At 51.7% G+C, this 15,027-nt stretch carries 9 protein-coding genes; 1 reads left to right on the top strand and 8 read right to left on the bottom strand.

The window, feature by feature from the left end; all coding sequences use genetic code 11:
- Positions 1-434: 434 nt before the first annotated feature.
- From ABGT65_RS03575 to ABGT65_RS03550, 6 genes are all read right to left on the bottom strand, one after another.
- Complete coding sequence (locus ABGT65_RS03575) at positions 435-1,631, bottom strand: UDP-N-acetyl glucosamine 2-epimerase (protein ID WP_346699802.1); 1,197 nt, start codon at positions 1,629-1,631, stop codon at positions 435-437.
- 34 nt (positions 1,632-1,665) lie between these two features.
- Positions 1,666-2,874: an NAD-dependent epimerase/dehydratase family protein gene (locus tag ABGT65_RS03570; protein WP_346699800.1), complete on the bottom strand. Its 1,209-nt coding sequence runs from the start codon at positions 2,872-2,874 to the stop codon at positions 1,666-1,668.
- 3 nt (positions 2,875-2,877) lie between these two features.
- Positions 2,878-3,969 carry a polysaccharide biosynthesis protein gene (locus ABGT65_RS03565; protein ID WP_346699798.1) on the bottom strand — a complete coding sequence of 364 codons (1,092 nt, stop codon included), beginning with the start codon at positions 3,967-3,969 and terminating at the stop codon, positions 2,878-2,880.
- A 169-nt stretch (positions 3,970-4,138) separates the two neighbouring features.
- On the bottom strand, positions 4,139-5,470 hold the full coding sequence (locus tag ABGT65_RS03560; protein WP_346699796.1) for a nucleotide sugar dehydrogenase: 1,332 nt from the start codon (positions 5,468-5,470) through the stop codon (positions 4,139-4,141).
- Positions 5,471-5,481: 11 nt separating this feature from the next.
- Positions 5,482-7,407 (bottom strand): nucleoside-diphosphate sugar epimerase/dehydratase, encoded by a 1,926-nt coding sequence (locus ABGT65_RS03555; protein ID WP_346699794.1) that lies wholly within the window; start codon positions 7,405-7,407, stop codon positions 5,482-5,484.
- Positions 7,408-7,484: 77 nt separating this feature from the next.
- On the bottom strand, positions 7,485-8,597 hold the full coding sequence (locus ABGT65_RS03550; RefSeq protein ID WP_346699792.1) for a transcriptional regulator: 1,113 nt from the start codon (positions 8,595-8,597) through the stop codon (positions 7,485-7,487).
- Positions 8,598-9,177: 580 nt separating this feature from the next.
- Between ABGT65_RS03550 and ABGT65_RS03545 the strand changes: the two genes are divergently transcribed.
- Positions 9,178-10,320 carry a hypothetical protein gene (locus ABGT65_RS03545; protein WP_346699790.1) on the top strand — a complete coding sequence of 381 codons (1,143 nt, stop codon included), beginning with the start codon at positions 9,178-9,180 and terminating at the stop codon, positions 10,318-10,320.
- 583 nt (positions 10,321-10,903) lie between these two features.
- On the opposite strand, the gene ABGT65_RS03540 is transcribed toward ABGT65_RS03545, so the two are convergent.
- Both ABGT65_RS03540 and ABGT65_RS03535 read right to left on the bottom strand, forming a co-directional pair.
- A complete protein-coding gene (locus ABGT65_RS03540; protein ID WP_346699789.1) occupies positions 10,904-12,844 on the bottom strand; it encodes a sialate O-acetylesterase in 1,941 nt (646 codons plus the stop codon).
- A gap of 11 nt (positions 12,845-12,855) precedes the next feature.
- Positions 12,856-14,943 carry a hypothetical protein gene (locus ABGT65_RS03535; protein ID WP_346699787.1) on the bottom strand — a complete coding sequence of 696 codons (2,088 nt, stop codon included), beginning with the start codon at positions 14,941-14,943 and terminating at the stop codon, positions 12,856-12,858.
- Between the last annotated feature and the right edge of the window lie 84 nt (positions 14,944-15,027).

The raw sequence follows: 15,027 nt of genomic DNA, 5'->3' as shown, positions 1-15,027 counted from the left end.
TTATTATAAGGGATGATGTGTTTATCCTATATTAGTGTATTGTTATTCAGTTGTTAATATCGAGATTTAATTTGAAGTGCGTGATGGTATTGAACCATAAGCCATTGACTTCACCTGTGCACGCACTTTACATATTTTATTTCATATGAAGAGATTAGATGTTATACAATATTATGAAAATCTGAATAACTGTAGATTTACCGAGAATGTACTGTGGTTTAGAATCTATGCATGAGTTTTCTCAATTTTAAGCAATGAGAGCTATTGAGTGCTTCCAGAGAAATTGCAATACATAATAGTGTCTTTTGTGAAGACTCGTGCGTAGTTGAGAGGATGATTGTCTGCTGAAATTCAATAGAACTGCCACATCTTTAGTCTTTTCACTATTGCTGACAAGATGATGTTAATTTCCGGTTCGATAGATCCTACGTTCGCTATAGTTCTTTTCTCCACACCATCTTGTTCACTACGCCAACGTAGCTTTGGATGATCTTCACTACCTTGGTGGAGACATTTTCATCCGTGTAGTCAGGAACCGGAGTGCCGTAGTCGCCGTTCTTGACAAGTTCTACTGCCGTGTCGACGGACTGGAGAAGTCCCTTGGTGTCGATGCCGGAGAGAATGAAGCCTGCTTTGTCGAGGGACTCGGGACGTTCGGTCGAGGTGCGGATGCAGACTGCCGGGAAAGGATGTCCTACGCTGGTGAAGAAAGAACTCTCTTCAGGCAGGGTGCCCGAATCGGAAACGACGGCAAAAGCGTTCATCTGAAGGCAGTTGTAGTCGTGGAATCCTAGCGGCTGCTGGACCTGTACCCGCGGATCGAGCTTGAAGCCCGTAGCTTCAAGGCGGTGACGGCTACGAGGATGGCAGCTGTAGAGAATCGGCATGTCGTACTTTTCGGCCATTGCATTGATCGCATTGAAAAGGCTGAGGAAGTTCTTCTCTGTGTCGATATTCTCTTCGCGGTGAGCACTCAACAGGATGTAGTGTCCCTTTTTGAGCTCGAGTCTCTCGTGTACATCGGATGCCTCGATCTCGGCGAGGTTCTGGTGGAGTACTTCTGCCATGGGCGAACCTGTGACGTAGGTACGCTCTCGGGGAAGTCCGCATTCTGCCAGGTATCTTCTTGCATGTTCGGAGTAGGCAAGATTGACGTCCGAGATAATGTCTACGATACGGCGGTTCGTCTCCTCCGGCAGGCATTCGTCTTTGCAACGGTTGCCGGCCTCCATGTGGAAAATCGGAATGTGGAGCCGTTTGGCGCCGATGACACTCAGACAACTGTTGGTGTCGCCAAGGACGAGCACGGCGTCCGGTTTGGTCGCGGCGAAAAGTTTGTAGCTGCAGTTGATGATGTTGCCGCAGGTCGCGCCGAGGTCATCTCCGACCGCATCCATGTAGACCTCCGGCTCGGCGAGCTTCAGGTCGCGGAAGAAGATGCCGTTGAGGTTGTAGTCGTAGTTCTGTCCCGTGTGGGCCAGAATCACATCGAAATATTTGCGGCATTTGGAGATGACGGCCGCGAGCCGGATGATCTCCGGGCGGGTGCCGACGATGATGCAGAGTTTGATTTTGCCGTTATTTTGCCAGTGAATATCACTGTAGTCGAATTTCGGAGTTTTGGTTTCCATAGATTGTTTTGATTATTCAGCCATCTTGCGGCTTTTATTCGCTTACTACGGGATCGAAGAAGGTGTCCGGCCGCTCCGGATTGAAAACCTCGTTGCAGTACATGACCGTGACAAGATCCTGAGTCTTCGAGAGGTTGATGATGTTGTGCGTATATCCGGGCAGCATGATGACGCTCTGAATCTTGTCGCCCGAGACTTCGAACTCGATGACCTCGTCCGTACCCTCTTTCCGTTGCTGGATCAGGCCGTGGCCGGAAACAACGATGAATTGCTCCCATTTGGTGTGGTGCCAGTGCTGACCTTTGGTGATACCCGGTTTGCTGATATTGATGCTTACCTGTCCGCAGTTGAGCGTGTGGACCAGCTCGGTGAAGGAGCCGCGGTCGTCGCAGTTCATTTTCAGGTCAAAAATGGCCTTGTCCTTGGGGAGGTAGCTCAGATAGGTGCTGTAGAGCCTCTTGGCAAAACTGCCGGCCGGAATCTCGGGGATCATCAGCGTCTTCGGCATGTCGTGGAACTGGTGCAGAAGGTCGACGATTTCACCTAACGTAGCCTTGTGTGTGACGGGGCAGTAGCAGTAACGTCCTTCAGCCGAGGGCAATACGGTCAGCCCTTCGAACTCGCAGTGGTGCTCCTGACCTTTCAGTGCGGCAATCATCTCTTCAACAAGATCGTCGATGTAGAGGACCTCAAGTTCCACGCTCGGGTCATTGACCGTGATGGGCAGCTCGTTGGCGATGTTGTTGCAGAACGTGGCGATGGCGCTGTTGTAATTCGGGCGGCACCATTTGCCGTAGAGATTGGGAAACCGGTAAACAAGCACCTTTATGCCATTTTCCTCACCATATCGGAGAAAGAGATCTTCGCCCGCCTTCTTGCTTCGCCCGTATTCGCTGTTGCCGAAACGGCCGGTAAGAGAGGCCTGAGCCGAGCTCGAGAGCATGACGGGGGCCTTGTTCCCATGCCTCTTCAGCGTGTCCAGAAGCGTTGAGGCAAAGCCGAAATTGCCGGTCATGAACTCTTCGGGGTTCTGAGGCCGGTTCACACCCGCGAGGTTGAATACAAAATCGCATTCGGAGCACCAGGCATCCAGCTGCTCCATGGCGCTGTCCAGATCATACTCAAAGACCTCATCGATCTGAAGGTCTCCGTAGCACTTGGCCTTGCCTGTTTTGATGTTATTAAGTTGGGAGCAAAGGTTCCGACCGACGAAACCCTTTGCTCCGGTTACCAGAATCTTCATCTGTTATTCGCTTCTATAGTCGCGGGACTTTGCTTTGGGCTGCAGACCGAGGTCTTCGCGGATGAAATTGAGCTTGAGGAGCAGCGCCTTCATGCCTTCGACATCGAGTCGCTTGGTGTTGTGGCTGTGATAGTCCTCCATGCGGCTGATGGCATCGTCGCCTTCCGTGAAGAATTTGTCGTAGTTCAGGTCGCGGGCGTCGCAGGGAATGCGGAAGTAGTTGCCGCAATCTTCCGAACGGAGCATCTCTTCACGCGTAACGAGCGTTTCATAGAGTTTCTCACCGTGACGGGTGCCGATGATCTTCACCTCGGTCTCTCCGTATTTGGGATTCACCTTGGCGTAAACCTGCTTGAGGGCCTCTGCAAGCACGTCGAGGGTTGCGGCCGGGGCCTTCTGAACGAAGAGGTCGCCGTTGTTGCCATGCTCAAAGGCATACATGACAAGATCGACAGCATCATCAAGCGTCATCATGAAGCGGGTCATGTTGGGATCCGTGATGGTGATCGGCTTGCCCTCCATCATCTGCTCCACCCAAAGCGGAATTACGGAACCACGGCTGGCCATTACGTTTCCGTAACGGGTGCAGCAGATGGTGGTCTTTGCATCCGGACCCAGAGCACGCCCCTGGGCAATGGCCACCTTCTCCATCATGGCCTTGGAGATACCCATGGCGTTGATCGGGTAGGCCGCTTTGTCCGTAGAGAGGACGACGACATTCTTAACACCGTGGGCGATGGCGGAGAGAAGTACATTGTTGGTTCCCTCAACATTCGTACGCACGGCCTCCATCGGATAGAATTCGCAGGAGGGTACCTGCTTCAGGGCAGCCGCAGCGAAGACGTAGTCGACACCGTTCATTGCGAAGTCTACAGCCTCACGGTTGCGTACATTTCCAATATAGAATTTCACTTTGTTCGAAACGTCCGGACGATTAGCCTGAAGGAAGTGGCGCATGTCATCCTGTTTCTTCTCGTCGCGGGAGAAGATACGAATTTCCCGGATGTCGGAGTCGAGGAAACGACGCAGAACTGCGTTGCCGAAACTTCCCGTACCGCCTGTGATTAACAGGACTTTGTCTTTGAAAATGCTCATAATATGAAGATTTACAGTGTTTTGTGGCTTTTTTATTTTGGTCGAAAATGATAGTTGAACACCATTTTGTTCAACTATGCGTAGAGCTACCTTTGTTTGATAAAGTGATGATCGTTTGGGGCTCTTATTCTTGTCTGATTTTTGATTTGGAACGGCCTATCTAAACAGACTAATCTCTTCTGAAAATATCTCGTGTATAAACCTTGGCCTCGACATCGTCCAGGCAAGGGTCATAGCGATTGGCTATGATAGCCGCACTCATCTGCTTGAACTTTTCGAGATTGTTGACGACCTCGCTGCCGAAGAATGTCGATCCATCCTCGAGGGTGGGCTCGTAAATGATAACCGTTGCGCCCTTGGCCTTGATGCGCTTCATGACGCCTTGAATCGAGCTCTGCCGGAAATTGTCGCTGTTCGATTTCATGGTCAGACGATAGACGCCGATCACGATAGGCTTCTCCTGTTCCTTGTTGTAGCCATTTATCGAAGAGTAGCTGTAATATCCCGCCTTTTTCAGAACCTGATCCGCAATGAAATCCTTGCGGGTGCGATTCGATTCGACGATGGCCTCGATCAGATTCTCCGGGACATCGGCATAGTTGGCCAGCAACTGTTTGGTGTCTTTCGGCAGGCAATATCCGCCATAACCGAACGACGGATTGTTGTAGTGAGTTCCAATACGGGGATCCAGACCAACTCCGAGAATAATAGCTTGGGAATCCAACCCTTTGACCTCGGCATAGGTATCCAGTTCATTGAAGTAGCTGACTCGAAGGGCCAAGTATGTATTGGCAAAGAGTTTTACAGCCTCAGCCTCTTTCAGACCCATAAACAGTGTATCGATATTCTCTTTGATGGCCCCTTCCTGCAGCAGTGCGGCAAACGTATGGGCGGCCTTCTCAAGCGCCGGAATATCTGCGATGGCTCGAATAGCATCATTCTCCTCCTTGAACCGCTCATCGTTGATGATTTTGGGAATACCCACAATAATACGACTCGGGTAGAGGTTATCGTAGAGAGCTTTGCTTTCACGCAGGAATTCGGGCGAGAACAGCAGATTGAACCGTTTTACCCCCTTCTGCATGTACTTGATATACAAACTCCGGCAGTAACCTACGGGAATCGTAGACTTGATAACCATGACGGCCTGAGGATTGACCTCCAGGACCAGATCGATCACCTCTTCGACATGGCTTGTGTCAAAATAGTTCTTGACGGGGTCGTAGTTTGTCGGAGCGGCAATCACGACAAAATCTGCATCCCGATAGGCCGCAGCACCATCCAATGTGGCTGTGAGATTCAGCGATTTCTCAGCCAGATATTTTTCAATATACTCGTCTTGAATCGGAGACTGTTTTCGATTCAGCATCTCCACCTTCTCGGGAATAACATCAACGGCGGTTACTTGATGATGCTGTGCCAACAATGTGGCGATAGACAAGCCAACATAGCCCGTTCCGGCTACGGCAATCTTTAAGTCTTTGTTCTGTTCCGTGTTCATTATGGTTGATTTTATTTCGTTTCTTTATCGAATTCCTCGAACCGCGAGTTCTTGGACTTGAACTCGGGGACGATCTTCTTCATCAGGCGAACCATGTCCGGAATGACAACGGCTCGTGAAAGCTCCTCCAACTCCTGCGCTCCCTTGAGGGCATCGATATAGTCGTATTCGCGGACCTTGGCGATGCGGATCCGGTCGTGCGACGTCGGAAGCGTGTTCTCCGTATTCGACAGCACCTCCTCGTAGAGCTTCTCGCCCGGGCGCAATCCCGTGTATTCGATCTTGATGTCCTTGTCGACCTCCAGACCGGCCAACTCGATCATGCGCTTGGCCAGGTGGGCGATCTTCACCGACTGCCCCATGTCGAAGACAAAGATCTGGGTCCCCGTGGACATCGTGGCGGCCTCCATCACCAGGCGGCAGGCCTCCGGAATCGTCATGAAGAAGCGCGTAATGTCGGGGTGCGTAACCGTAACCGGGCCGCCCTTGGCAATCTGCTCGCGGAAGCGCGGGATCACCGATCCGTTGGATCCCAGTACATTACCGAAGCGTGTGGTGACGAACTTCGTCTTGCCCTTCACCTTCCCGGCCTCGATGGCCAGACCGAGCGACTGCACGTAGATTTCGGCCAGTCGTTTCGTACAACCCATGATGTTGGTCGGATTCACCGCCTTGTCCGTCGAGATCATGACCATCTTCTCGACGTCGTATTCGATACACTTGTCCGCCACATTGCGCGAACCGATGACGTTGGCCAGCACGGCCTCGCAGGGGTTCTCTTCCATCAGCGGGACATGCTTGTAAGCCGCGGCATGGAAGACCACCTGAGGGCGGTAGGTGCGGAAGGCAAAGTCCAGACGCGGGATCATACGCACGTCGCCGATTACGGGGATGAACTTCAGATTGGGGAAACGGTCCTCCAGTTCGAGCCGGATGTTGTGCGTCGGGGTCTCGGAGTTGTCGAACAGCACGAGCTCCTTGATTCCGAACGTCGCCAGCTGGCGGCACAACTCCGAACCGATCGATCCGGCAGCTCCGGTCACCATGATGGTCTTGCCCCGGAAGTTGGCGATGATCTCCTCCATCGAGATCTTGATCTCCTCGCGGCCCAGCAGGTCCTCGATCTTGATCTCGCGGATCGCCTGCTTCTGCACCTTGCCGTCGACCACTTCGTCGATCGAGGGGGCGATCAGCACCTTGATATTGCACTCCGTGCAGTAACGGATCAGGCGCTCCTGTTCTTCGCGGGCCTCGCGGACGTGGGCGAAGAGGATGGCGTCAATGTCCTTGCAGTCGTGCAGGTACTTGACATTCTCCTCGGTCTCGAAGTAGTAGACCGGGAGGTCGGCCAGCATGTGGTTCTTCATTGCCTTGCCGTAGGTCAGGAAGCCGACGACCTGATACTCCTGCGAGTTCTGGAGCTGGGTGACCAGCGAAGCGCCCTTGTCGCCGGTCCCGTAGATCAGGATCCGACGGCAGTTGCGGTGTCTTTGGCGGCTGTTTTTAAGCCAATCGTAGATCACGACCATGGCGACGCGCATGATGACCAGTCCCGAAAGCGTGAGCAACAGATCGAATAACAAGGTGAGCCAGGTGGCGGGATACGTAGGGCCCGTTACCCCCGATGCCAGCAGAATGGCAATCCATACACCTTTGAAAACCACGGCAATACTCAGGCGGGCCAACTCCCGGAGCGTAGCATGGCGGATGATTGACTTGTGGGTCTGAAACAGCATGAAGGCGATCCAGGAGACGATGACAGAGCCTCCGAGCCACCAGCCTGCGGTTTCCCACGAAAAAATGTCGGGTCCCAGCAGAACGCTGGCCAACAAGAGGGAAATCGCCGAGGCTCCGGTCGAAACCAGCAAGTCTAACGCAAGAATCAACCGCGAATTGACATAGCGGTCCAAATGCAGTTTTTCAATTAAATGATACATGATTCGATTTATGGCTGATTTTTGTTTGAGATTCAGTTGGTGCGGGCGCATTCCATGAGCTCGCATTCCCGGGCGTTTTATTCACCCCCGTGGCCGAATAGCCGGTCGAAATCGGCCAAATGGCGGATCAGCTGCGCCTTACTCTTTTTGGGGCTCTCTTCCGCGAGCCAGGGGTCGATCAGGGCATGGGCCTGATCGTAATAGAGCCGGTTGTCCGTGCAGCCGTACAGCGTTACGAGCAGCAGGGCCCGGGATTGTTCGGCCCGTACGGCCGGGAGCAGCTTTTGGATTGTCACGAGTTGACTCTCTCGTTTCGCGGTTTCGCCGAGAATCGTGTAGGCTTGCAGCAGCAGGACATAGAGTTTGCTGCGCATGATGTCGGAGTCGAGCGTCAGACTGCCGTATTCCTGCAAAACCTCGGTGGCGATAGCCCGGTCTTCAGCAGACCCCCCCCCGGCTAAATGCCTGCACAGGGCGTCGTGAATCCGGTCGAACAGTTTGCTGTTGTTCAACCGGGAATAGTAACCTGGATTTTCGGCATTCAGTTCGATCACCTCATACGCTCCGGGCTGGACCTTCAGCAGCGGAACGCACATCCAGTCGTCGATCGAAACCAGAATCTCCTTGTGGCGCGAGGTGGCGTTTGTAACGACTTTGGCCTCAATCCCCGCAAAACGCCCTTCCGTGATACGAATCCGGTCACCCTTGACCAACCAAGCGGGATCCGCGGTGCAGACCGGAACCGGCTCGGCATACGAACGCGCAATCCATTGAAGATCACGCATGGCCTTGTCGGTCAGATAGGGGTAGTGGTAGCTCTCCTTGCTGTCCTTTACCCGCGGTAGCAGGTTGTATTGGGGCAGGCGCTGCTTGATCCGGTAGATCTCCGCTTCCGAGGCGTGTACGAACAGGTAATTGTACAACAGCGGACGCCGGGTCCTGACCAGCCGTCCGTTTATCTTCTTCGCTTCGACAAGGATCGGCGCAAAGTATTCGAACAGAGGCTCGTTGTCACGCTGCCGACGGGCCAGTTCACGATCCAGTTCTTCGGTCATGGCCCGGCTGCTGGTCGGGTAGACCATCACGTACCAGCGCACGATATGGCGGTTCTGGGCCTCGGAAACCGGGGTTGCGGCGGATTCGGTTGGATCGGCGGTTCGGGTGAGTGCGGACGACACGGATTTTGTCATTCTTTTCGGGAGATTGCGCTCCGCGACCTCGTCGGGCTAAATGTAATAGCCTGACAAATAGTAAATTGCGTATTTCTTTTGAGTGATGCTTAAAAATTTCATACAGGTCTGTCCGTGTGCCTTGATCGTGCACATTTTCGCCCATCCCCGCTTCTCCTTCTCGCAATAAGAACTTTACCCCCCCCCAAACGGGGAAGAGGTCTCTATCTAAGAAATCACACATCACTGTCGCAAAGGTAGAAAAAAAGGGGGGCAGTACAAAAAAAATCATCATATTTCTTACGCTTGCAACATCCTCTTGTGTGGCCTTTATTTGGTTCATATTCCGAACATTAAAACCGTCACGCCAAGTCAGGTCCTGCCAGAAGGCCCAAGATCTGCGTCCCAGATACGCAGGAAGCCGATTGCGCCATTATTCGACACAAAATACGCCAACTGAATAGAGGATAAAAAAGATCAAAATTCGTATGCCTTTGGCTTGCTCCTTTTTTTCGTATCTTTATGTCGCCTAAGTAGATTAAGCATCGTAAACAGGCATTTTCCAAATGAACTGAATATTAAAGAACAAAGTAACACAGCGATGGACATTAGAGAGAAGTTAGAAAGGTTAAAAGCAAGAATCATGCGCAATGATTTCTTACGGACGATTACTAAATGTGAATGTCATGGCTTTACAATTTTATCCTTATTACTCTTTGTGAGTCTTGACGTTTCGGGTCAGGCTATTCTGCTTGATAAAACGACCGGTCAGCGTATATCATACGCGCAGATTCTAAATAACACAGGGGCAGTCGTGGGTACAACAGATATAGATGGTAATTTGCCTCAAGACGTGGACGATGAGGTTGTTACTATTCAGCATATAGCCTATAGTCCTAAAAGTGTTAAATCATCTCTATTTAAGGAAGATACCCCTATTTATCTAAATCCAATTGAGTATCAGTTGAACGCAGTAACAGTTACGGCGGAAAATAGAGAATATATTCATCTCAAGACATACTTCAGAAGTTATCAATTGAATGATTCCTGTATGAAATATTTCAGAGATGGATATTTGGATTTCTTTATTGATACAAAACATAAAGATGTGGAAAGACTTGCTATCAAGATTCGTAACTTCCAAAACGATTCATTGATAGACATGGACAAGGAAAGAGCAAATACTCTTGTGGATAAATACATTTACACACCCAGTCTGGATGGTCTCACTTTAATGGAAACATTGAAAAAAGAAGGCTGGAAGTTTACTACTGATAGCATAGATAGCCGACTTCGATTAAATAAAATGGTTGGAGGCGCAATAAGAATAGATACAATACAACGAGTTTTACGAGTGGAATACAATGTACTTTCAACTAAAAAAAAGACTCCTAAAACACTTTTTGGTTATACTACGCGTTTCGAAAACTATTACCAGACTGAGAATTACATCTACAACCCAGGGTATCAGTCTTATATGGATTTAATAAACAGAAAGAACTATAGAAAGCTGTTCTTTAGTCACAAAAAAGATACTAAAGAACAGATGATTGAAATCTTTGATGAACTGTATGTCTTGGAACATGAGTATATTACAAAAGACGAAATAAAACAGTACAAAAAAACATTAAAGTTAAAATCAAACAATACACAGGTTGAATGGAATATGGATAGTACAATAGTGACACCATTAGCTCCACAATTAGAGCAAATATTAATAAATAACCTATCGCAGGTTGAATAAAGATATGGGCAGACAAATCAATACCAGACGGAATCGTTAATGCCAAAATCAAGTTGAGGGGCAAACTTCAAGGTAAGTTTAGCCCTTTGTTTTTGCTTCATAATAGAAAACACCCGACTTTACATTCTTGGGTGTAAAATCGGGTGTTTGATTTGCAAAACATTGATTTCCAATGTTTATTGCGGTGCGTAGGGGGGCGAGCGCTCGTCGCACCGCAAAGATTATCAGCAGGATACGCGGTTGCAAAACATTGTCCACCGATTAGGTGCCTTCACAATCGCATCGAAATGCATCTTGCTCGCCTTGTGCTCTTTTATAGCATAAAAATAATCATTTTTGTGATAAAGCGAAAATGATTGGAATGAGGTTTTGTTTAGATGACGAATGTTTTTTATGTGTATCTATTGTAGTTTTACAATCTTCGAATTATATAATTTGTCAAGGTTTTATTAAGTCTCCATTTGATGTCAGTATTGTCTTTTTCTATTGGTCGTCTTGGTCAATTTTTTAGAAAAGAGTATTGTTCATTCTGTCGCAAGTAATCAAATTGAATAGGGGGCAAATAATAAGCGAGTAATAGTTATCATCGGGTGATGCCCGGCCAGTCATCGGTGCGAAAGGGCGACGCCAATAACCCGGAGGCATTCGTCAAATCATTGTCGCATGGATTGTCCGCCCATCCGTAACGCACTGCAACAGGCTCAGGAACCGCTTCGCTGAATACTGTGATTCGATTTTTGTCGAGAACCCAGGCTTTTGCCCGAAAGAATTTCCGGTCTGCTCCGGCAATCGTGAATCCCCGGAGATAACCGTAAGAGTTGTTGTCCGCAGGTCGCAAACCGCCGTCGGCGACTTCGAACGTGAGGATAAGACGGCTTCCGTCGCGCTTCTGAGACTGGTAAACCGGTCCGGATGCAATGACTTCCCGGCCGTAGGCCACCTTCAGGGCACTCCGGCAGAGGCGATAGCCGACATCTCGCTTGTTGCGCGGGTGGATGTCGTCGGCATCGCCGAGGTCGGTAATGACAGCCTGTCCGGTAGCCGGAAGAACCAAAGCGTTATTTTGAGCCTCTCGCAATTCTGCCCAAGAACTTTCGGACGGCTCGATGTCGATGGCTCCATAACCGGCCAATTGTACCCACAAAAATGGAAACTCATAGCCCCATTTGGCTCGCCAGTCTACGATTAATTTTTGGAAAAGATCCCGATAGTTCCATGCCCGTGGGGCGTTGTTCTCACCTTGATACCAGACGACCCCCCGAATGGCGTATCCGACCAGGGGATGAATCATGCCGTTGTAGAGCAGCGAGGCAAAATTGTTCGGATGTGTGGCATCGATGGTGGCACCGTACATTGCTGTTGTTGCCGAAGGGCGGTATTCCCAGTCTCCGGCCAGCAGGTAACGTTTTCCTTCGACTTCGAGGTACAATTCCGCGGCATTACCCCAGATGCCACCGTCCGCCACACGGTCGAATATCTTGACTACGATAAGATTTTCTCCTGCGCGGAGCACTCCCTTCGGAACCGCATAACGGCGAGGCAGGTTGTATCCGTTCGTTAATCCGATCCGTTGTCCGTTGAGATAGGTGACATCGGCATCGTCCACGGCGGGAAGAGAGAGCCTGGCTTGTTTCCCGGCTGCCGTTTCCGGAAGCACGACGGTCGTGCGAAACCAGACGTTGCCGTTGATTGCTTCGAGTTCATTGTCCCAGAGTTTCGGGACCTGCATCTTGGCCCAGTTTTTTTGTCGGGCCGCAACCTCCGGCCGATACCAATACTCCCGGTCTCCAGGATCATTCCGCAGGGCAATCTCGTAACGCTCCCAATTTCTCAGGCTTTCACCCATGGCCTCCCGAGTGTCGTGCCGATCGGCGTATTCCCGGTATTGCGTTGTCGTCCGCATTGTCTCCCAACTGATCCATGGTTCGATATCCGTTCCGCCCCACGAACTGTTGATAAGACCGACGGGCACGCCGGTTTCCTGCCGTATGAATTTGCCGAAATAGTAGGCTACGGCTGAAAAACTCCGAGCGGTTTCCGGCTTGCACTCCACCCATGAACCTGCTTTCAAATCTTCCTTTTCGTCGGGAGAAACGGCTTTCTCAACAGTTAGCAGCCGCAGTTCCGGACAGGTCGAAGCTGCGATCTCCTCTTCGCATCCTGTCGTGGAGCCCAGCGGCCATTCCATGTTCGACTGTCCGCTGCAGAGCCATACGTCTCCGAGGAGGATATTGCTGAAATGAAGTTCGTTGTCTCCGCTCCGGACCGTCATTTCGTAAGGGCCGCCGTGAGGCATGGCCGGAAGTTCCGTCTCCCAACGGCCTGCACGATCGGCTTTCACCGAGACCTGCGTATCGTTGAATAGAATGTGGATTGATTCGTTTCGCGCGGTCCATCCCCAGATCCGGATCGGTCGTTCTCGTTGGAGAACCATGTTGTCGCTGAAGAAACTGGGCATCCGGATTTGCGCTGTTCCGGTTTGCACGGCGGTCATCACAGCCAGCAGCAGAATAAACCGTTTCATGAGCAGAGCCTTTATTGCATTTTTTGAAATCCTTCGGCCTTTACATGCCAGCATCTTGGGAATCCCGGAACCGGACCTTCCGAACCCTCCCATCCTCCGGCCATCATGGCCACGGCAGTCAGCAGCCCTCCGTTCGAGGGGAAGTAGGGGAATGGACCTCCCGTTGCAAGGCCGTGGACATCGAACTGGAAATTTTCCGAATCATACAGCAGCATTTCTACGGCCTGTCCAGGACGTCCGCATCGGGCGGCTGCCATTGCCAGCAGCGGGAAATCCCAGCCCCATACGCGGTTGAATTGCCAGTTGTCGAAGATCCGATCGAGCGTCCTTTCAAAAACAGACCGGTCTACACCTAATCCGGGAAGCATCCCGTAAATTCCCGCCAGTGCGGGATGTTCGAAATTGTAGCGGCTCCACATCTCGGGGATTCCCTCGTAAGTGACGTAAGTGCCCTCCTGAACGGGCAGCGGAGCCAGCCGTGCGAGTACGTTATCCCAGTGTTTGTTACGCGGTATTCCCAACCGTTCACGCCAGATCTGGGCCGTTTGGAGCCCATACCGCCAGTAGGCGAGTTCGAAAGTCGGGTTTCGGGTCTCGAAGATGGGGGTGTTCTCTGAAACCGGACACAGTGGGGGCTCCAATACATACACTCCGCGCAGTGTGTCGAGCTGTATGAAGTCGGCCATGTACTCTGCTGTGGCAAAAACCACGTCGCGCCATTTGTCGAGCGTTTCCATTGTCGGGAAGAGCCGATAAAGCGTCTCGGCCAGATAGATCGGATGGGGCTGTTGCCAGATGAGTGTGGCGTGGATCAGGTGGGGCCACTCTACATCCTGGTCGGCTGTGCATTTGGGCCACCGGGCTCCTCGCATTCCCTGACGTGCGGCCCGCTGCCGCGATGTCGGCAGGAATGTTTGATAGATACCGAGAGCCTTTTCAGCCAGCTCGGGACGTCCCCAAAGCAGAAAGTGGAGTTCATGCCACCAGATCATTTCGAAGTGGAAGCGGCCATGCCAGCCATTGTTCACCAGTCCGCTCTCCTGGGGCGGCCAGGACCCCGCACCGTTCAAGCGCAGCAGTCGTTGGGAGAGAACGATTCGCCGTTCGAGTTCCCTCCAACGGGAATCTTCGCTTTCGGAGAGGTCAATGGCTGCTCCTGAAAGCCAGTAGTCGTGCCACATCCGTGCACTGCCATCCGACAGTTCCGCCATAGTCGGAACCGGCTCCACGACCGTATCCGGGGAGAATTCACAAACCAGCGAAAATCGGTTGCCATAACCAGGTTGCAACATGAAGCGGTGCGATTTGTCTCCGGGAGGTACGATCCGACCCGGAACACCTTCCCAGCGTAAGGCGACCTGGTAGACGACCGTATCCATCGAACGTCGGATCGATGCGGTCGTATCGGTCGCCGCCAGCAATACCGAGGTATGGCGTTCCGGTCGGTCGTAATCACCGACATGCTCCGTGATGTAGCGATCGTCGGCGTAGGGGAAATCCAGAAACAGTTGCAACCGCCCATCTTTCAGCAAGGGAGAGGTGACTTCCACGCCTACGGCGTCCCGGTCGGGGTGGCCGGCCGTACAGACCTCGACAGGAATGCCTTCCAGCGAAAATCGGCTGGTAACAATACCGTTCCAAAGATCGGTGTGTTGCGAGACATCGTGCAGATCGTCCTCTGAGGCTTCGCTTCCGTCGGCTTTGAGCAGACGGAAACCTACACGCCCGAGATTGAACCGATGCGGATTCTTTGCCAGCCAGTCGGAGATTTCAGGTTGCGTTTCATCTGGGAGAGCCATGTAAATACGTTTTCCTCCGATTTCGACAGGGACCCCCCCCCGGTAGTATTGCCGCCGGGTTGTTTCGTCCTGTGGAAAACAGTGCCATCCCCAGTCCGACAGCGTATTGAAAGGTTCGAACGTCTGGAGTCCCGTGATGTCCATCCCGAACGCGAACCCACCGTTCCCGACTTGAGCCGGACTGCGAGGATTCGTGGCGTGGGTTACAATGTCGTGTCGGGAGACGATCTCTTTCCGGTCGATCGGAGCCCGGCATCCGAAAAGTATGGCTGCACAGAGTGGTAAAAGCAGGAGTTTCATGCCGCAACGAAGATATGCGCCGCCCGTATCCGGTCGCCTTCGGGACGATGGATACAGGTGGCTCTGATGAACTGTCGGAACGAT

The sequence above is a fragment of the uncultured Alistipes sp. genome (assembly GCF_963931675.1).
Classification (GTDB): domain Bacteria; phylum Bacteroidota; class Bacteroidia; order Bacteroidales; family Rikenellaceae; genus Alistipes.
Note: the sequence above shows the minus strand (reverse complement) of the source record. Positions and strands in the feature narration are given on the sequence as shown.

Bases quoted from the DNA above. Each gene is read 5' to 3' on its own strand.
- ABGT65_RS03570 (WP_346699800.1), bottom strand. From the start codon at position 2,874: ATGAAGATTCTGGTAACCGGAGCAAAGGGTTTCGTCGGTCGGAACCTT.
- ABGT65_RS03555 (WP_346699794.1), bottom strand. From the start codon at position 7,407: ATGTATCATTTAATTGAAAAACTGCATTTGGACCGCTATGTCAATTCG.
- ABGT65_RS03545 (WP_346699790.1), top strand. From the start codon at position 9,178: ATGGACATTAGAGAGAAGTTAGAAAGGTTAAAAGCAAGAATCATGCGC.
- ABGT65_RS03535 (WP_346699787.1), bottom strand. From the start codon at position 14,943: ATGAAACTCCTGCTTTTACCACTCTGTGCAGCCATACTTTTCGGATGC.
- ABGT65_RS03550 (WP_346699792.1), bottom strand. From the start codon at position 8,597: ATGACAAAATCCGTGTCGTCCGCACTCACCCGAACCGCCGATCCAACC.
- ABGT65_RS03560 (WP_346699796.1), bottom strand. From the start codon at position 5,470: ATGAACACGGAACAGAACAAAGACTTAAAGATTGCCGTAGCCGGAACG.
- ABGT65_RS03540 (WP_346699789.1), bottom strand. From the start codon at position 12,844: ATGAAACGGTTTATTCTGCTGCTGGCTGTGATGACCGCCGTGCAAACC.
- ABGT65_RS03565 (WP_346699798.1), bottom strand. From the start codon at position 3,969: ATGAGCATTTTCAAAGACAAAGTCCTGTTAATCACAGGCGGTACGGGA.
- ABGT65_RS03575 (WP_346699802.1), bottom strand. From the start codon at position 1,631: ATGGAAACCAAAACTCCGAAATTCGACTACAGTGATATTCACTGGCAA.